The 18,496-nt window shown below is 35.6% G+C and carries 15 protein-coding genes and 4 pseudogenes; 10 read left to right on the top strand and 9 right to left on the bottom strand.

Annotation, left to right across the window (positions count from 1 at the left end):
- Positions 1–78: 78 nt before the first annotated feature.
- Positions 79–1,722 carry an alpha-keto acid decarboxylase family protein gene (locus ABLV90_RS02860; protein WP_460872106.1) on the top strand — a complete coding sequence of 548 codons (1,644 nt, stop codon included), beginning with the start codon at positions 79–81 and terminating at the stop codon, positions 1,720–1,722.
- Positions 1,723–1,876: 154 nt separating this feature from the next.
- On the opposite strand, the gene ABLV90_RS02855 is transcribed toward ABLV90_RS02860, so the two are convergent.
- Complete coding sequence (locus ABLV90_RS02855; protein WP_460872105.1) at positions 1,877–3,097, bottom strand: NADH-dependent flavin oxidoreductase; 1,221 nt, start codon at positions 3,095–3,097, stop codon at positions 1,877–1,879.
- Between the two features lie 303 nt (positions 3,098–3,400).
- Between ABLV90_RS02855 and ABLV90_RS02850 the strand changes: the two genes are divergently transcribed.
- The 6 genes and pseudogenes from ABLV90_RS02850 (at position 3,401) to ABLV90_RS02825 (ending at position 7,877) form a co-directional block, all read left to right on the top strand.
- A complete protein-coding gene (locus ABLV90_RS02850) occupies positions 3,401–4,405 on the top strand; it encodes an LLM class flavin-dependent oxidoreductase (RefSeq protein ID WP_069816515.1) in 1,005 nt (334 codons plus the stop codon).
- Positions 4,406–4,430: 25 nt separating this feature from the next.
- Entirely contained in the window at positions 4,431–4,763 is a 333-nt protein-coding gene (locus ABLV90_RS02845) for a glycine cleavage system H family protein (RefSeq protein ID WP_002506490.1), read from the top strand.
- A 3-nt stretch (positions 4,764–4,766) separates the two neighbouring features.
- Entirely contained in the window at positions 4,767–5,528 is a 762-nt protein-coding gene (locus ABLV90_RS02840; protein ID WP_460872104.1) for a protein-ADP-ribose hydrolase, read from the top strand.
- A gap of 17 nt (positions 5,529–5,545) precedes the next feature.
- Positions 5,546–6,431: pseudogene (locus ABLV90_RS02835) on the top strand (SIR2 family NAD-dependent protein deacylase).
- A 9-nt stretch (positions 6,432–6,440) separates the two neighbouring features.
- Positions 6,441–7,463 carry a lipoate--protein ligase gene (locus ABLV90_RS02830; protein ID WP_427706031.1) on the top strand — a complete coding sequence of 341 codons (1,023 nt, stop codon included), beginning with the start codon at positions 6,441–6,443 and terminating at the stop codon, positions 7,461–7,463.
- A gap of 213 nt (positions 7,464–7,676) precedes the next feature.
- Positions 7,677–7,877 carry a hypothetical protein gene (locus ABLV90_RS02825; RefSeq protein ID WP_069816524.1) on the top strand — a complete coding sequence of 67 codons (201 nt, stop codon included), beginning with the start codon at positions 7,677–7,679 and terminating at the stop codon, positions 7,875–7,877.
- 83 nt (positions 7,878–7,960) lie between these two features.
- On the opposite strand, the gene ABLV90_RS02820 is transcribed toward ABLV90_RS02825, so the two are convergent.
- Both ABLV90_RS02820 and ABLV90_RS02815 read right to left on the bottom strand, forming a co-directional pair.
- A complete protein-coding gene (locus ABLV90_RS02820; RefSeq protein ID WP_460872103.1) occupies positions 7,961–8,293 on the bottom strand; it encodes a general stress protein in 333 nt (110 codons plus the stop codon).
- A 24-nt stretch (positions 8,294–8,317) separates the two neighbouring features.
- On the bottom strand, positions 8,318–8,743 hold the full coding sequence (locus ABLV90_RS02815; RefSeq protein ID WP_460872102.1) for a hypothetical protein: 426 nt from the start codon (positions 8,741–8,743) through the stop codon (positions 8,318–8,320).
- A 245-nt stretch (positions 8,744–8,988) separates the two neighbouring features.
- Here ABLV90_RS02815 and ABLV90_RS02810 point away from each other — a divergent pair, with 245 nt between their 5' ends.
- Entirely contained in the window at positions 8,989–9,978 is a 990-nt protein-coding gene (locus ABLV90_RS02810; protein WP_427706035.1) for a Gfo/Idh/MocA family protein, read from the top strand.
- Positions 9,979–10,127: 149 nt separating this feature from the next.
- Here the strand turns inward: ABLV90_RS02810 and larC are convergent.
- From larC to ABLV90_RS02780, 6 genes and pseudogenes are all read right to left on the bottom strand, one after another.
- A pseudogene (gene larC / locus ABLV90_RS02805) lies at positions 10,128–11,307 on the bottom strand (nickel pincer cofactor biosynthesis protein LarC).
- 16 nt (positions 11,308–11,323) lie between these two features.
- Positions 11,324–12,082: a nickel pincer cofactor biosynthesis protein LarB gene (gene larB, locus ABLV90_RS02800; protein WP_069816534.1), complete on the bottom strand. Its 759-nt coding sequence runs from the start codon at positions 12,080–12,082 to the stop codon at positions 11,324–11,326.
- A gap of 21 nt (positions 12,083–12,103) precedes the next feature.
- On the bottom strand, positions 12,104–12,928 hold the full coding sequence (gene larE, locus ABLV90_RS02795; protein WP_460872101.1) for an ATP-dependent sacrificial sulfur transferase LarE: 825 nt from the start codon (positions 12,926–12,928) through the stop codon (positions 12,104–12,106).
- A gap of 16 nt (positions 12,929–12,944) precedes the next feature.
- Positions 12,945–14,208: pseudogene (gene larA / locus ABLV90_RS02790) on the bottom strand (nickel-dependent lactate racemase).
- 2 nt (positions 14,209–14,210) lie between these two features.
- Positions 14,211–15,374, bottom strand: coding sequence for a 2-keto-3-deoxygluconate permease (locus tag ABLV90_RS02785; protein ID WP_460872100.1), 1,164 nt, complete (start codon positions 15,372–15,374; stop codon positions 14,211–14,213).
- Between the two features lie 23 nt (positions 15,375–15,397).
- Positions 15,398–16,529: pseudogene (locus ABLV90_RS02780) on the bottom strand (glycerate kinase).
- Positions 16,530–16,662: 133 nt separating this feature from the next.
- Here ABLV90_RS02780 and ABLV90_RS02775 point away from each other — a divergent pair.
- Positions 16,663–17,472, top strand: a complete 810-nt coding sequence (locus ABLV90_RS02775; protein ID WP_460872099.1) for a CdaR family transcriptional regulator — start codon at positions 16,663–16,665, stop codon at positions 17,470–17,472.
- Positions 17,441–17,743 (top strand): PucR family transcriptional regulator, encoded by a 303-nt coding sequence (locus ABLV90_RS02770; protein ID WP_460872098.1) that lies wholly within the window; start codon positions 17,441–17,443, stop codon positions 17,741–17,743. The genes ABLV90_RS02775 and ABLV90_RS02770 overlap by 32 nt, the downstream gene beginning before the upstream one ends.
- The last annotated feature ends 753 nt before the right edge of the window (positions 17,744–18,496 follow it).

Below are 18,496 nucleotides of genomic sequence, written 5' to 3'. Positions count from 1 at the left end.
TCAACATCATTGACCTTTCATCTTAATTAAGTTAAGTTTGTAGTGTAATAGAGATGGATAAAAAAGGGGAAATGATGAATGAAAAAACGTATAGGACAATATTTAATGGACTGTATCAGTGCTGTTGGCGTTGATAAAGTGTTTGGTGTGCCAGGTGACTTTAACCTTACTTTTCTAGATGATATTATTCGTCGTGATGACATAGAGTGGGTTGGTAACACAAATGAATTAAATGCTAGTTATGCGGCTGATGGCTATGCGCGCTTAAAAGGGATGAGCGCAATGGTAACAACATTTGGTGTAGGAGAACTCAGTGCTGTTAACGGTATTGTCGGCGCATATGCTGAACGTGTTCCGGTTATTCAAATTACCGGTGCGCCTACAAGAGCAGTAGAAAATGCAGGGAAATATGTCCATCATTCCTTAGGAGAAGGGAATTTTGATGACTATAGAAAAATGTATGAGCCGATTACAACGACACAAGCGTATCTTACGCCTGAAAATGCCCTAGTAGAAATACCTAGAGTAATTGAAGCGACACTAACTGAAAAACGTCCAGTGCATATACATTTACCAATTGACGTAGCAAGCGTAGAAATTGAAGTAGACCAACCGTTTGAATTGCCGCAACATCAGGAGATGGATGTTGCTAAGTATGTGAACATGATTAAAGAAAAGTTACAAAGTGCAGATAAACCAGTCATAATTACCGGCCACGAGATTAATAGTTTTGATTTACATGAAAAGCTTGAGCAATTTGTGAATCAAACGCATATTCCTGTAGCACAACTATCACTAGGCAAAGGTGCTTTTAATGAGGAAAATCCATATTACATGGGTATTTATGATGGCTCATTAGCAGAAGAAGATATTAGAAATTACGTGGATCAAAGTGATGCAATTTTGAATATTGGAGCGAAATTAACAGATTCAGCAACTGCAGGATATTCATATCAATTTGATATTGATGATGTCGTTATGATTAATCATCGTCATTTCAAAATGAATGAAACGAAAGATATGGGAGTCGCACTGATCGATTTATTGGATGGCTTAAATACAATTAATTACGTTAATGACACAACGTTCCCTCAATTTCAACGTCCTGAGGAAAACCAATACGATTTGAATGGAGATCCTTTATCTCAAGCAACTTATTTTAAAATGATGCAAGATTTTATTAAGCAAGATGACGTGATATTAGCTGAACAAGGCACATCATTCTTTGGTGCTTATGATTTAGCGTTATATAGTAACAATACATTTATAGGACAGCCTTTATGGGGTTCAATCGGCTATACACTACCAGCGACACTGGGCACACAAATGGCAAATACACAGCGCAGAAATTTATTGTTAATTGGAGATGGATCTCTACAATTAACAGTACAAGAAATGTCTTCGATGATCAGAGCGCAAATCAAACCGATTATTTTTGTTATTAATAATGATGGTTATACAGTTGAACGTAAAATTCACGGAGAAAATGAGCCATACAATGATATTAAAATGTGGGATTATAAATTATTACCAACAGTCTTCGGTGGGAAAGATGAAGTCATCGTACACGATGTGACAACAAGTGAGACACTACAAAATACATTCTTCGAAATAGAGGCACAACCAGACATGATGCACCTAGTTGAAGTGAAGATGGCAGTACATGATGCACCACATAAATTAAATGCAATTGGCCAAGCATTTGCCAAACAAAATGGTTAAATTCACATAAAACCTAACAAGAAAGCATTGGACATGATACGGTCCAATGCTTTTTACATATTTTGAGATATTAATTCATTTTTACAAAGCAATCACGTGATATAAAAAAGACAAACAAAGCTGTTTTATCTGCTCAGTTTGTCAGTATTTTAAATTAATCTTTTTCTATTGCTTTATAATCTACTTGATCATAGTTTGTTTCAAGCTTACGTAACTCGTCACGGGTTTCTTTTTTTAACCCTTCGCCGTAGTCCATCATTTTAACGATATCTTTAAAAGCTGCGTATGGAATCGCGAGTTCATCAATATCGTCGATTGTTACATGTAAATCAATATCCTCTGGACGATCTTCTTGTAATTTTAAGACAAAATCTGGCTCTGTCACAAATGGAGACGACATCCCTACCATATCTGCATGTTGTAAGGCATCGAGCGCACTTTCAGGTGAATTAATACCACCACTAGCAATGACAGGAATTCTACCATCAAGGTAATCATGGACGACAGCATTGACATATTGTCCTGTGTGCTTGCCGTCAGAACGGACTTTATTTTGATAAATTTGACGTCCCCAACTTGCGATTGCTAAATATTGCACATTCGCTGTATCTAATACCCACTCTAGATGTTCGTTGAATTCGTCTATTGTATAACCGACATCACTACCTCGTGTTTCCTCAGGTGTAGCGCGATAGCCTAAAATAAATTGTGGTGGTGCTTCTTTATCAATGACATCTTGTACAGCGCCTAGTATTTCCAACCCGATACGTGCACGATTTTCCAAATTTTGATTTCCATATTGATCTGTTCGTTGGTTAGAAAAAGTAGAGAAAAATGTTTGTATAAGTAAGCGTTGGGCAGCTGAAACTTCTACACCATCAAAACCAGCTTGTATAGCACGAGAAGTTGCCTCGGCATATTGACGCGTTACAGAGGTAATTTTATCTACAGACATAGCTAGAACGTCATGTTGAATAGGGACATTTAAAGACATAGGGCTTGGGCCATAAACTTGTCCATAATTTAAGATGGCTTGATTTGAAAATCGGCCTGCATGTGTCAGTTGTAAAATGGCTTTATTGCCATTTTTTTTCATTGCAGTTGCTAATTTTTTCAAACCAGGTATACAACTGTCATCAGTGATGCTAAAACCATATTCAAATAATTGACCATAAGGTTCAATATAGGCCGCACCTGTTACTTGTAGGGGCGCAGCGTGTGCCCGACGTTGTGCATAAAGTAGGTCTTGCTCGGTAATATGACCGTCTTGTGTTGAGGAATTCGTAGTCATAGGTGATAGCACAAAACGGTTATTGAAGACGACGCCATTGGGTAATGTTAATGGTTCGAATAATGCTTGATAATGAGTTTTCATAACTATAACCTCTATCTTCGTTGTAATATGTAATTTCAAATTAACACTAATAGGATATAGTGGTCAATTAAATAAAAATTATGGTGATTTTTTCAAGCAAAATGTAACAAAAATTTTCTATATCAGTTATCCTAGAGAGTGAGGGTAATTTAAAATGGGGAACATGTTTTGCAGTAACGTGTGCAAAGCTTTGTACATGGAATTTAGCATAACGGAGTTACGATATACACTCAAGCGAAAGTGCTTACATGATAAGCCCAAATAAAGTATATAAGGTCAGTACCGGTGGAGGTGGTCACACACGTGGTTCAATTGAATATTTTAGACTATGCTGTGATAGATGAAGGCAAGTCAGCACAAGATGCCTTACAAGACACAGTACGCTTAGCACAATTAGCAGACAATCTTGGTTATAAGCGCTTTTGGATGACGGAACATCATAATGTACCAGCATTTGCATGTAGCAGCCCAGAATTATTGATGATGCAATTACTGGCAAAGACGAAGCAAATTCGACTCGGTTCAGGTGGAGTAATGTTACCGCATTACAGCCCGTTTAAAGTGGCAGAAAATTTTCGATTATTAGAAGCATTTTACCCAGGCCGTGTAGACTTAGGTATCGGTAATAATTCTGGTACACCCAGTGTAAAACAAGCTATGAATGAAACGAAAACACATTTCTTAGACTACGAGCAGTCTATTACGGATGTGCGACACTATCTAACGGAGCATGAACCAGAGCAACGTTTTAAACAAGTATTCGCACAACCTCGTGTGACGACGATGCCTCAAATGTGGCTGTTAAGTACGAGTGTATCATCAGCACAAATGGCAGGACGTCAAGGCATAGGCTACACACTAGGGACTTTTTTATTACCTAATGAAAAAGCAATTAAAAAAGCTGAAAGTAGTGTGCAAGCTTATAGAGAAGCCTTTAAACCTACGGCATTAAATATGAAGCCTACTGTTATGCTCACTACATTTGTTGCAGTTGCCGATACAGCATCAGAAGCCGAAGCACTGGCACAAGCGTTAGACGTATGGCTATTAGGTAAACAACAATTTGCCGAATTTGAGCACCTGCCTTCTATCGAAACTGCAAGATTGTATCAACGTTCTGAAAGAGATGAACGTTTGATTACTCAAAGCCGTGCTCGTATAATTGTAGGTACAAAAGAAAGTGCAAAAAAACAAATAGACACAATGATTCAAACATTTAATGCTGACGAAGTGATGGTTGTACCCTTGATTCCAGACATAGCGCAACGCTGTCGTACAATCGAATTACTCGCGCAAATATATTTATAACAAGTTGGAGAAAGGAAGATATTTTATGAAAAAATTAGCGAATTATTTATGGGTAGAAAAAGTTGGAGAACAGTATGTATACAGTATGACACCTGAATTACAAGATGATGTAGGAACAGTAGGTTATGTTGAATTTATGGGTGGAGACGATATTAAAGTGGACGACGAAATCGTTAGTATTGAAGCTTCTAAAACAGTATTAGACGTTCAATCACCATTAGCAGGTAAAATTGTTGCACGTAATACAAAAGCTGAAGATGAACCAACACTTTTAAATTCTGAAAAAGCTGAAGAAAATTGGTTGGTTAAATTAGAAAATGTTGACGAAGCAGCATTTAATGCACTTCCTGAGGCATAAAATATGCAACAAACAGAACGTTTGGCGTATTTGATTGAGTATTTGTGGCAAGAGACACATGACGGTGCCATTGCAGACTTACCTGATACGGAAGCAGAACGTTTCGAAATGTTTCGAAGGTTAGTAAATGTAAGGCCAGCAACACCGATTGCAGCAGATTTTATTGAGATGCAGGATGTATTTTTAAAAAATTACAATGCGCAACAAGTTACGTCTCTAACATCATTAACCCCATATCTCAATGACGATATATATTTATGGCAAGGTGATATCACGCGACTTGAGGTAGACGCCATTGTAAATGCGGCTAACAGTAAGCTGTTAGGCTGTTTTGAGCCGAATCATAACTGTATCGATAATATCATCCATACTAAAGCAGGCGTCCAGTTACGTTTAGCTTGTGCAGATTTAATAGATAAACAAGGTAGACGTGAAGGTGTTGGTAAAGCAAAAATCACCCCTGGTTATAACTTGCCTGCTCAATATGTCATTCATACAGTGGGACCACAAATTCGTAAGACACCGGTGTCACAAATGAACCGTGATTTACTTGCGCGCTCGTATCGAAGTTGTCTCGAACTTGCGGATCAGCAAAACTTATCAAGTATTGCTTTTTGTTGTATTTCAACAGGCGTATTTGGTTTCCCTCAAGATGAGGCAACACAGATAGCAATTTCGACTGTAATGCATTATAAACAAGAACATCATTCTGATATAAGTGTGATTTTCAATGTATTTACAGATAAAGATGCTCGCATTGTATAAGGAAGGACTGAAACATTATGACTGAATCAACTTGGGATGTCTTAACTACAAATTATGATCGACAATCCGATATATTAGCAGATGCTTTAAATGAAGCGGAAGCAGTTGTAGTTGGGATAGGCGCCGGTATGTCAGCATCAGACGGGTTTACGTATATAGGTGAGCGTTTCACACAAAATTTCCCAGATTTTATTAAAAAATACGGTTTCTTTGATATGTTACAAGCAAGTCTTCATACATTCGAAAGTTGGCAGGAGTATTGGGCATTTCAAAGTCGATTTGTTGCGCTGAATTATTTAGACCAACCTGTAGGCGCATCTTATACTGCGCTTAATCAAATTTTAAGTCATAAAGATTATCATATCATCACGACGAATGCAGATAATGCATTTGCAGTGGCAGATTTTGATTTGGATAAAGTTTTTCATATTCAAGGAGAGTACATCTTGTGGCAATGTAGTCAACATTGTCATGCGCAGACTTATCGTGATGATGCTCGCAATACGTCAAATGATTGCAGAACAAGAGCATATGGAAGTGCCACGAGAACTCTTGCCGCATTGCCCTAAATGTGATGCGCCGATGGAAATTAATAAGCGAAAAGCACAGGTTGGTATGGTAGAGGATGCAGATTTTCATGCGCAGTTATCTCGCTACAATCAGTTCCTTGAGGCACATAAAGAAGATAAAGTATTATATCTAGAAATAGGTATCGGTTATACGACACCACAATATGTGAAACAACCTTTTCAACGCATGACACGACATAATCCAAATGCCTTATTTATGACAATGAATAAGAAAGCATATCGTATTCCAGAGAATATTCGAGATAGAACAATACATCTAACTGAAGATATTTCAACACTCATGATAGAAGCCAACAAAAAATTAACTATATAGGAGAACAATATGTATTTAATTGAACCTATTCGCAATGGCGAATATATAACAGATGGTGCAGTTGCATTAGCGATGCAAATTCACGTTAGCCAAAATATATTTTTAAATGAGGATATCTTATTTCCGTATATCTGTGATCCAAAAGTGGAGATAGGTCGTTTTCAAAATACTGCGGTAGAAATTAACCAAGATTATTTAGACGAACATGGTATTCAAGTCGTTCGTCGTGATACAGGTGGTGGCGCAGTTTATGTAGACAGTGGTGCAGTGAATATGTGTTGTATTTTAGAAAAAGACGATACAATTTATGGTAATTTCAAACGCTTTTACGAACCAGGTATACAGGCTTTACATCAACTGGGTGCAACAGAAGTTGTGCAAAGTGGACGTAATGATTTAGCCATTCACGATAAAAAAGTATCTGGGGCGGCAATGACTTTGATTAAGGGACGTATCTATGGTGGCTATTCTTTATTATTGGATGTAGATTATGAACCTATGGTTAAAGTATTGAAGCCGAATCGTAAAAAGATAGAATCTAAAGGTATTAAATCTGTAAGATCACGTGTAGGCAATATTCGTGAATATTTGGCACCAGAATATCAAAATGTAACGATCCATGAATTTAAAGATTTGATGGTTAAAGAGATTTTAGGCATTGATGATATGAATGACGCAAAGCGTTATGAATTAACTGATGCTGATTGGGAAGCCGTTGATGAAATGCTAGCCTCAAAATATAAAAATTGGGAATGGAATTTTGGTGGTTCTCCACGCTATGAATATAATAGAGACGCGAGATTAGCGGCAGGCACGATTGATATCTCTCTTTCTGTAGAAAAAGGACGTATTTCAGCATGTCGTATTTATGGAGATTTCTTTGGTCAAGGCGACATTAAAGATGTTGAAGAACAACTCAAAGACGTACGTGTAGTCAAAGAGGATTTGTTAAAAGCTTTAAGTGAAATAGACATTACATATTATTTCGGTAAAGCCACTGCAGAAGAATTAGTAGATGTAATATTAAGTTAATGAACATTGATTATCAAGGCCGGGACATAAATACATGTCTCAGCTTTAATTATTATATACAAGTTGGTCATCATGCCATTTACTGATTTTACAAATGAATGTATTAAAAAGGAAAAGCAGTTTATTATGTTTTCTTTGATTTGAAAAATAGCTTAAGGGTAAAAGATGAAGAGATTCGAAATACAATTAGCTTTTACTTAAGGAGGTTGTAGCATGGATAAGCAACATATTAAAGAAGCGCTAGATAAGCATTCAGAAATAATTATCGAAACTATAGAACATGACCGCATTACTGTAAAGAAAATTGAAGATAACGACGATGCACAGTATTTACATGTATTGGAGCCTAAAGACCAAAAAGTAGAAATTGCTAAAATTACAGATCTCCAAGAAAATAACTTTAATCAATTATAATCAATATGTATAAAAGATATAATGTACCCCGCATCCTAATTAAAAGAATGCGGGGTACATTGATTTAGCTAATTAATTTAAATTTAGAGTACGTTTGTTGCGCGTTGATCTGTAACAATGAGTAGTACATTACCCTGATCCATAAGTTCTTCGTAATCTTGTGCATCACTTTCAGAAACGCCAAGAATTTGTAACTTATCTCTTAGTTGATCACCTTGTTTTGGTTCTTTTTCGCCAACATTGGAACGATTGTAATCAATGCCAGAGACTTCTGTATTTTTCACGATACGTGCTGTATGATCGGCATCATGAGATAGAACATAAATGTCTTTTGCATTAATTTTTTGATCTTTCAATGTGTTGATATTAATTTCAATATCTTCGTCATTTGAATAAGCTTTAACAATTGGTGTCATATACATACTCCTTTAATAATTGAATTATTTTATAATGCCACTATTTGTTTTTTCATTTTCATCGACCGTTTTAAGACGTTCATAACGATCATGTGCGATATAAAATTTAGTGTGTTTAAGAGAAAAGTCATATAGTTCTTCTCTTTTAATACCTTCAGGCATTTCAAATTCTGTCACGACTTTTTCTTCACTTTGATTTTCTACTTGTACGACTTGTTCAGGTTCAACATCTAATGTTTCTTTAGGATAAACCAAAGCAATTGTTGTTTTACTTTCTTTAACATCTTCTAAATTTTCTATTTGAAAAGCTTCGTTAATATAGTTTTCTACTCTTTTTTCGCGTTTACGTTTTCTTTTATTAACTGCGACTTCCTTTTTATAATTTTTTCGGAAAATGAAATAGATAATTAAAACGATTACTATAAATATTAAAAAATAAAATATGGACACAAAAATGCCTCCTTTATTTAAAGAATATAAAATGATTTTATGTTATACCTTTATACTAATTGTATACCACTAGTGAGATTTTCAAAACAAAATACGAATTGTATCAAGGCTGTAGTTTTTGAATTGCATGATGAATTCAAATATAATGGTATATTGAATGGATTTTAAAATAGCTATCAATAATTTAATATTGCACCAAGTGATAATACATCATCATTTAGATTAAGTGAGAAGGAGAGACAAACATGAAATTAGGTATCGTAGGGGCGGGCAAGATTGTCAAAGAAGCATTACCAGTGATGGAAGAAATTTCAGACATTGAGTTTCATAGCATTGTTTCAACAGGAAGAAATCCAGAAAATGTAGAAAGTTTACAAAAACAATTTAATATTAAAACAATTTTTACAGACTATAATCAGTTTCTTCAAGATGAAGATATGGATACGATTTATTTAGCTGTACCAAATCATCTGCACTTTGATTATGCACGCAAAGCAATTGAGCAACAGAAGCATGTAATATGTGAAAAACCATTTACTTTAACTAAAGAAGAATTAACAACATTAAAAGCATTGGCTGAAGCGCATAACGTTATTATTATCGAAGCTATTACTAACCTTTATTTGAGTAATTATGATGTATTGAAACAATCTGTGAGTGAAATAGGGACTTGTAAAATAGCCCAATTTAATTATTCACAGTACTCTTCAAGATATGATAATTTCAAAAAAGGCATCATTCAACCTGCTTTCGATCCTGAGAAGGGTGGAGGCGCACTCATGGATATCAATGTATACAATATCCATTTAGCAGTTGGGCTCTTCGGTATGCCTAAAGGTGTTGCTTATTTTGCTAACGTTAAAAACGATATTGATACATCTGGTATCTTAAATCTTGATTATGATGAAATGAAAGTTGTTTGTATTGGTGCAAAAGACTCTAGTTCTGACAATCAGTCGTACATACAAGGTGAAAATGCAACAATTCATATTAAAGGTCCAACAAATGAACTAAAAGCGTTTGATCTAACATTTAACCAAGGTGGTACGCAATCATATCAAGTTAATCAACAAAAACATCGTATGTACGAAGAATTTGTGAAGATGGTTCAGATTATTAATGATAAAAACTTCGATTTAGCAGAAGAAAAATTAGAACATAGTATTCAAGTTGTTGAAGTACTTGAACTTGCATTAGATAGTGCAAATATTAAAGTAGGTCCTTCTCTAAAATAATTTAAGCAATAAAAAATCCAGTACTTCACTTAAGTGTGAGTGCTGGATTTTATGCTGTCTCTTGAGTTTTTAATTTTGAAGCAGTCTTTTGTGCACGCTTTCCGCGGGCACAGCCTCAGCCTGTAGTCTTTGGCTCGTGCTAGGTTATTTTATTCGTCTATTTTAATGTGGTTATAAACTTCATGCTGTATTTCATTGTAAACAGTTGAGAAAGACTTGCCAGATTGAATTGCTGCATTTTTTACATCTTCAAATTCTGGTTTCGCTTTGATAATTTTATTATGCATCATGCCTATTTTCACTAATATAGCACCATACTTTGTGTGAATTGTTTGAAACTGGCGATGGAGAATTTTGCGATTGACTGCATAACTTCTTACACCTAAAGAGGTTGTATTTTTAAGTATATAGTCTTCAAAGTATTGTGCGTCGTCAATTTTACTAATCACTGTAAGTTGTGTGGCGGGCCTACTTTTCTTCATCGTAATTGGAGTAAAGTAAGCATCTAACGCACCGTCATCCAGTACTTGTTCTATAAAGAAACCAAGCATCTCTGGTGTCATATCATCAATCTGGCACACTATCACTTGGACTTGTGTCGGCGTGTTTTCTTTTACTGTATATTGAATTGTTCGTAAAACATTGGGAAAATCGAAATCTTTTGTGCCACAACCATAACCGATTTGCTCCATGGTTACTGCAGGTAAAGGGCCGATTTCCGAAACCAATGCTTTAATAAAACCAGCGCCAGTCGGTGTTGTCAATTCACTGTTAACATCAAATGAAGCAAGCGGGATGCCTTTGAGTATTTCAGCAGTAGTCAGGCAGTGCACTGGATAGACACCGTGTGCGATATTGATTTTCCCGTTACCAGTTGGAATAGGCGAGGCATAGAGTTCATCTATAGCTAAATCTTCTAGTGCAAGACATCCGCCAATAATATCAATGATAGAGTCCATAGCACCAACTTCATGAAAGTGAACATCTTCAACAGACATACCGTGAATTTTAGCTTCTGCGTGTGCGATCACGTCAAATACCCTGAGGCTTCGATCCTTTACTCTGCTTGGCAAGCTACTCTCTTTGATCATCTTAAAGATATCTGATGCTTTTCTATGATGGTGCGCTTCTTCGAAATCAATGTTAAGTGACATGGCTTGAATGCCTTGTTTGTTTTGAGTTGAGAAGTCGAGTTTGAAATGATTGAGCGGTAATGTTTTTAATTGTGATTCAATAAAGGTGACATCCGCACCTAAATCTACAAGTGAAGACAATAACATATCTCCGAGCAATACCGGCGTGACAATCAAGATAAATCGCTTTGGACATAATGTTTCACTCCGTTCTAAGCATTTTCAATCATTTTTATAATCATTGCGGCATTATAGCCACCGCCAAATCCATTATCAATGTTGAGCACACTCGTACCAGGTGCACAAGAATTAACCATAGATAATAGTGTGGTAACGCCATCTAAATTGGCGCCGTAACCAACGCTCGTAGGTATTGAAAAGACTGGGTGATCAACTAAACCGGCAACAACACTAGATAGCGCGCCCTCCATACCGGCGATAACTACGGACACCTTACTTTGACGAATTGTTTCGATATGTGCAAAAAGACGATGGATGCCTGAAACACCTACGTCATAAAAACGTTGTACTGAAATACCCATAACTTCAGCTGTAATAGCCGCTTCTTCGGCTACTGGTAGATCAGACGTACCGGCGCAAATAATCGCCGCAAAATGTTCCGTTTTATTAATTTTATTAACAGGTGTACAAACGATACGTGCTGTCTCATGGTATTCAAGTTGTGGATATTTAGCGATGATATCATCTGCTTTAATTTGATCAATTCTAGTAATTAAAATGACTTCATCATGCTTTATTAATGTGTGTACGATTTCGTCTAATTGCGTTACAGTTTTTCCTTCCCCAAATATAACTTCTGGAAAGCCTTGTCGTTTTGTTCTGTGTAAATCAATTTTTGCAAAACCTAATTCATCATAATGACTCAATTTATCTTTTGCTTCTGTAATGGAAAGCGCATTCTCTTTTACCGCTAGAAGTAATGACTCTATTGGGTCTTGGTTTTCAGTCATAGTTATGCCACCTTTATTTTGTTAAATCTCATCTTGTGTATTGATGACTTCATTCATGCTGCCTGTACGATAGCCCTCTAAATCAATAGTTACATAATCAAAACCAAGTTCTTTCAAGCGAAGTGTGATTTGATTTTTATATTGAAGCACTGCGAGGATAGCTGTGTCGTCTACTTCTATTCTTGCGATATTATTATGATAGCGTACTCTGACATGATTAATGTTTAAGCTTAAAATGAATTTTTCAGCTTCATTTACTTTGTTAACCTTTGTGAAATTTAAAGGTTCACCATAAGGAATTCGAGATGCCAAGCTACATAATGCAGGCTTATTCCATACAGGTAGATCATTGGATTTACTTAGTTCTCTAATTTCAGATTTATACAATTCAACTTCTTGTAGCACACTTCTAACACCGAATTCAGTTCTTGCTTTGAGCCCAGGTCTGAAGTCATCTAAATCATCCATAATCATGCCATCGAGAACATAGTCGAAATTGTAGTTTACTCTTAAGTCTTCAAGTTTTGAATATAATAAGCGTTTACTGTAATACCAACTGCTTGGTGTGTTTTCAACTATATTTGGATCTTTTAATTCTTCAATTTCAGTTTCTATCACATTGGCATTTAGTGATTCAGCTAAACGAAGGGCTTGGTCAAATTCTTCATTTCTAAATAATTCGGATTTTACAATAACTGCTTTTACATTGTCAGTGCCGAGTACATCGATAGCTTTCTTTAATACAAAGCTACTATCTACACCTCCTGAAAAAGCGACGATTACACGATTCATATTTTTTAATACACGTTCTAATTGTTGTTCTTTAGTTAATACTTCAGTTAACATAATGATTCCTCCTAAATTATGATTCTACGTATGGGATAGTAAGTGGACCGAGTGGCATAACACCTATCGTCATATCTTTTCCATATTTATCTTCTAATGCTTTAAGTGTCTCATTAATATTATGCACCGGATGCAACATGGCATCTTGGGTTTGTTGGTCACTGAGTTTAGAATATAAATAAACATCAGCGAAAGTTTGAATCACAGCCTGTTTTTGTACTTGCCATTGGTCAAGCATCGCGAAGTTAGGGTCACTGATCATGTCGACAAGCCCTTGAGGGGAGTCAGCCATTTTTAGTATCTCTGCATAATTGCCATGATTAGGATAGCCATCGCTACATTCAGATAACATGATAATGCTGCCACCTTCTTTAACTACTTTATGTGCTCGCACTCATGCCTTTAACTGTTTGATATAAGTTTTGATCTAAAGGATAGCCTGAGTTAGAAGCAATCACGACATCAAAACGCTCATCACACTTGAACATCGCATGTGCTTTTGCATATTCACATCCTTTATCATGTGCTTCGTATAATTCACCAGCGAATACTTCGGTAATCGCTTTTTCTTTATTCAACGTGACGTTGAGCATAAAGTCTGGTTTGCACATTGCATTGATTTCCCGGGTCATATTTTGCACAGGATTATCTTGCATATTGCCCCAAGTTGAACGTATATCGCCAATCATTTTAGCGTTATGAAATGTCATAATTGTTTCTATGCCGGCAATGCCAGGCATAATCCCTTTAGGACCACCAGAGAAGCCAGCGAAGAAGTGAGGCTCGATAAAACCGGTGACAATTTTAAAGTCAGATTCAACATAATCTTTGTTCAGGTAGACATCACAACCATATTGACTATGGCCTACTTTTTTAAGTGTATCCTTATCATTACAATGATTATGTACAATTTTCACTTTGCTTACTATGTCTTCACCAAGCATTTGTACAAGTTCTTCTCGTGTTTGATCGCGATGTGTACCTGTACCATTGATAATTACAAAATTTTCTAAAGGTACGTGGGCTAATGTTTCTATTAGTAATGGTACAAGAATGTGATTAGGTGTTGGTCGTGTGATGTCACTAATAACAATAGATACAGTTTGGTCAGCACTCACCATGTCTTGCAATGGTTCGGAGCCAATTGGATTATTTAATGCTGTGCGTATCGCAGTTACATGGTCTTCGAGTGGCTCAATGTTTTTGGGTTCAATTAATACACTTTGTTCTGGCAAGTCAACTTCAACGTTTGATTTGCCGTATAAAATCGTAGTTTTCAAAGTTAGTCCTCCTTCTTATTTAAAGCGCTTTCATAATCGGCCGTATTTGTGACTTGTTTTACCTTAGAAAATGCTTTGTGATTGGTTTTGAAATGTTCTTGGGTGCCATCAATGCCTTTGCGCTTCTGGTATTTATCTACCATGATAACAGCAATTGGACATAAAATCGCCGTAGTAATAGCAGAAACTGAAATTTGAGCTGTCGCGATAGGTGCTACTTTTTCTATCATAGCAAATTCACTTTGACTCAAATTACCACTAGCTAAAGCAGTTGAGGCAGCTGCGACAACCGCAGCAGGTGTGGAAACGGCGTTACCCGCAGTAGAAGATTCTGAAATAGGGCCTATGACACTTTTTTCTTTAAAGAGTTTGAAAGCAATGACGCCAGTCACAGTAGTACAGACAAATGTAAGCAATGCTAATGTGAGGCCACCAGATAATACTGAGAAATTAAAGAATTCGGCTAAATTCATTCCTGCTCCTAATGAAAAGGCGAAGAAAGGAATGAGTAATGATTCTCCCGGTCGTAAAAATTCTGCGATTTTAGGATCTAAGTTACCTAAGAGCATGCCTATTGCGAGTGGTAATAACACAGAAACGAAAGAAATGACTGGAAAATTTGTACCGATAAAGCCTAAAGAAATTAATGTAAGTAAAGGGCCATCATTGATAGCTAATATAGATAAACCACCAATATCAGAGCGGTTGCCATAGGCACTTGTTAGAGCAACATACATACCGCTGTTACTATTGGTCATTGCCGCAATAATTGCGATTGTAGATAAACCAAATAACCCTGTCCATGGATCGAAAATAGCTCCAAGTAAAAGACCAACGCCTAAACCTGAAAAATATTTCGTTGATGTTAATATCATACCTTTTTTCAATGCTTTGCCACCAATTTTTAAGTTCATTTGGCTTCCCACACAAAAGATAAATAGTGCTATTAACACGAGTGCGCTATCTTTAAATAAATCCTGAGAAAATCCCCCAATTTGCAACATCTCATAATGTCCTTCTTCAGTCTTTGGAGCGCCTAAAAATTTTAAACCATTCGTAATAAAATTCAAATGTAATTGATCAATCGTGTTGATTGCGGCGCCTAATAATAATGGAACAACCATCAAGCCACCAGGTACTTTTTCAATCGTATCTTTAATTCTCATAACGAAACATCCCCTTAATTATGCTAGTGGTTATGGAAAAATGTTCTTATGATGTTCTTCGTTGTTTTTTTTATTAATTTTTCCGAATTTGCTATTGTTTCTGCTAGTGACAAAGGACCATCGGTTAAACTAAAAGCACTTACTACACCTACCTCATCAAATTGTTCTATGTCAATTTCAACAGAACCTCCAATAAAGATGACAGGGACATCAAATTGTTTCGCACATTTTGCGATGCCCATAGGTGTCTTACCATAAAAAGTTTGGAAATCAATTTTGCCTTCTCCAGTAATAACTAAATCTGCATTTGGTAAAAGCTGTTCTAATTGCGTATGTTTTATTACTACTTGAATACCATCTTCAAAATGACTAGGTAAAAATGCTTTGAAGGCGCCACCTAGTCCGCCACTTGCACTGACTCCTGGCAAATCATGAAGGCTAATATGCGTACTAGCTTCTACAAGATTTGCCCAATGCGTGAGATTGGCATCAAGTTGTTTAATATTATCTTCTGTGGCACCTTTTTGTTCACCAAAAACATATGAAGCGCCATCAGGACCTATTAAAGGATTTTGAACATCCGTCGCAATAATAAATTCACACTGTTTAATTCTAGCGTCAAAATGGGTTAAGTCTATTTGCTTAATATGTTGCAACGCACCTCCTCCAAAGGCGATAGCTTCGCCATTTTCATCTAATAATCTGACGCCTAATGCTTGCAACATACCAACACCAAGCATCATTTGTCGCAGAGCCGCCAATAGCTAAAATGAATTTTTTGTAACCTTTATTTAAGGCGTTATAAATTAATTCACCTGTACCATAAGTCGTTGTTGTCATTGCATTTAAAGTATCGTCAGTTAAGTGTCTTAGTCCAGAAGCTTCCGCCATTTCAATCACGCATGTGTCATCATCGAGTACACCATATTGCGCAGTTACATGATTTCCAAGAGGACCTGTTACTGAAACGGTATGAAAGCTTCCGTTAGTGGCATTCACTAGTGCTTCCATCGTACCTTCACCGCCATCACCAACGGGTAAAGCGTGTATGTCAGCTTGTGGATATGCTTCTGTAATGCTGTCTGCCATATATTTTGAGACTTGGGTTGCTGTCATACTCCCTTTAAATGAATCTGGTGCTAAAATGATTTTCACTTGAGGTTCCTCCTTTGTAAACGCTTTCTTTTGATTGTTATTTCATTGTATCGATTTTATTTTATTGAAAATAGAGTTAAACTATACAAATATAAATCTATAATTTTGTATAAAAATGATAAGTGGTGAAATTATGAATATACTTACAGAAGAAATGGCAACATTAATTGTAGAAGAAACAGCTAAAAGAACACAGAGTAATATTAATATCATGAATTTTAACGGGGAAATCATAGCCTCATTTGATAAAAAACGTGTAGGGACAATTCATGAAGGCGCACGTAAAGTGTTAGAACGAGAAGAGACAGTCATATTATCAAAGGAAGATAGTGCGACATTAGAAGGAACACAACCAGGCGTGAATTTACCGATTATTTTTCAAGATAATATCGTTGGTGTGATTGGTATAACAGGTGATCCTGAAAAACTTACACATGTATCGGATTTAGTGAAAATGTCTACGGAATTATTGCTATATCAAAATTATTTTACATATGAATTAGAAGGAAATATACGTAGTCAGGAGTTATTTATTGAAGAATTGCTGAAAAGTGAACCGTCTAAATCTTTTATTCAACATTTGGGCAATCAGCTTAATACGCATTTATTAACATTTGGCAAATGCATTATCATCAATATAGAAAAACAAATATTTTCTAGGAACAGCATTGTGCGTACATTAGCAAGTAAGATTGACCCTAGTTCTTTTGTCATTGCGTTTACAAATCATAACCGTATCGTAATTCTTGCTACTGATGAAGAACAGTGCGCATTAGATGTGAAAATAAATAGAATTCACCAAATGTTTAAAAGCTTACAATTGGAAGTGCATATGACCTCAAGCCTTATATTTACAAATTTAAACGATTTTAAAAAAGCGTATGAAGAATGTGAGCTTGTATTTATGTTAAATGAGCAATCAAGCACCACTCGTATCATTTGAAGAAGTAGAAGAAAAAACGTTGTTATATCAAATAGACAGGGAAATTAGAGAAAGATTCAAAAAAAGAATATTAGGGGATTTAGATGAGCAAAGTATTGCAACATTGAAAATATTTTTTAACAACAATTTGAATATTTCTCAAACAGCAAAGCACTTATATATTCATAGAAATACGCTGTTGTATAGATTAGAAAAATGTAAAACAGTTACAGGCTTGAACCCTAAAAAGTATTCTGAGGCATTGAAATTGCAAATTGCGATGTGGTGTTAAAGCGAGAATAGATAGGTGTGATTTGAAAAACAAATGATTATAAAATTTAGAATTTTGATATTTGTCATGATTGAATTTTCAAATTGTAACGGGTATAAAATATTAGAACTTCAATTTTTAGAAAATTATTAAAAACTACTTTACAAATTACACGAACGACAATATAATAAAATTAAGTTATTGCTAAATAATTCTATAAAATAAATAACGAAAATCTTTATAGATGCAAAACGTTTTGTTTTCAGTTTGAAATTTTGTTTGGAAATGGTGCCATTATTGAGTTGTTAAGTAATAACTCACATCAATGTGTCATTGGTGTATTTCGAGATGAAGGAGCGTGAACAAGATGTAAGCGAAATAAAAGTTATTGTTTAGAAAAGTATTTGCAAAGCACGAAGTTATAAAATAAGTATTACACTACAGAGGAAGTAGCACCTTATTTTCAACTTAAAAGTTGAGCATATTCAAAACTAATAATTTCCACCTTTGTTACTCGCGACATAATTCAATTGCAAGTATACCTCTTTATCACTTTATCAAATGATTATATATTAAATATTCACCTACTTTAAAGCAGACCTTTGTTCTGTAACATGTCATTTTGAATGATTGTAAATGCCACAAGTTATAAATGTTATATTGTTTATATAGCACAAATCTATCTATTTAACTCACTTAATCTTTTAACATTTATCAATGAATAGAACCAGTTTATATCAAATGAAAATATTAAATAGATTAACTGTGCGTTTT

This window comes from Staphylococcus sp. 2S1 (assembly GCF_046721335.1).
Taxonomy (GTDB): domain Bacteria; phylum Bacillota; class Bacilli; order Staphylococcales; family Staphylococcaceae; genus Staphylococcus; species Staphylococcus equorum_A.
Note: the sequence above shows the minus strand (reverse complement) of the source record. Positions and strands in the feature narration are given on the sequence as shown.

Coding starts and splice junctions, on each gene's coding strand:
- ABLV90_RS02785 (WP_460872100.1), bottom strand. CDS start 15,374: ATGAGAATTAAAGATACGATTGAAAAAGTACCTGGTGGCTTGATGGTT.
- ABLV90_RS02845 (WP_002506490.1), top strand. CDS start 4,431: ATGAAAAAATTAGCGAATTATTTATGGGTAGAAAAAGTTGGAGAACAG.
- larE (WP_460872101.1), bottom strand. CDS start 12,928: ATGTTAACTGAAGTATTAACTAAAGAACAACAATTAGAACGTGTATTA.
- ABLV90_RS02860 (WP_460872106.1), top strand. CDS start 79: ATGAAAAAACGTATAGGACAATATTTAATGGACTGTATCAGTGCTGTT.
- larB (WP_069816534.1), bottom strand. CDS start 12,082: ATGACTGAAAACCAAGACCCAATAGAGTCATTACTTCTAGCGGTAAAA.
- ABLV90_RS02820 (WP_460872103.1), bottom strand. CDS start 8,293: ATGACACCAATTGTTAAAGCTTATTCAAATGACGAAGATATTGAAATT.
- ABLV90_RS02770 (WP_460872098.1), top strand. CDS start 17,441: ATGAGCAATCAAGCACCACTCGTATCATTTGAAGAAGTAGAAGAAAAA.
- ABLV90_RS02825 (WP_069816524.1), top strand. CDS start 7,677: ATGGATAAGCAACATATTAAAGAAGCGCTAGATAAGCATTCAGAAATA.
- ABLV90_RS02840 (WP_460872104.1), top strand. CDS start 4,767: ATGCAACAAACAGAACGTTTGGCGTATTTGATTGAGTATTTGTGGCAA.
- ABLV90_RS02830 (WP_427706031.1), top strand. CDS start 6,441: ATGTATTTAATTGAACCTATTCGCAATGGCGAATATATAACAGATGGT.
- ABLV90_RS02855 (WP_460872105.1), bottom strand. CDS start 3,097: ATGAAAACTCATTATCAAGCATTATTCGAACCATTAACATTACCCAAT.
- ABLV90_RS02810 (WP_427706035.1), top strand. CDS start 8,989: ATGAAATTAGGTATCGTAGGGGCGGGCAAGATTGTCAAAGAAGCATTA.
- ABLV90_RS02775 (WP_460872099.1), top strand. CDS start 16,663: ATGAATATACTTACAGAAGAAATGGCAACATTAATTGTAGAAGAAACA.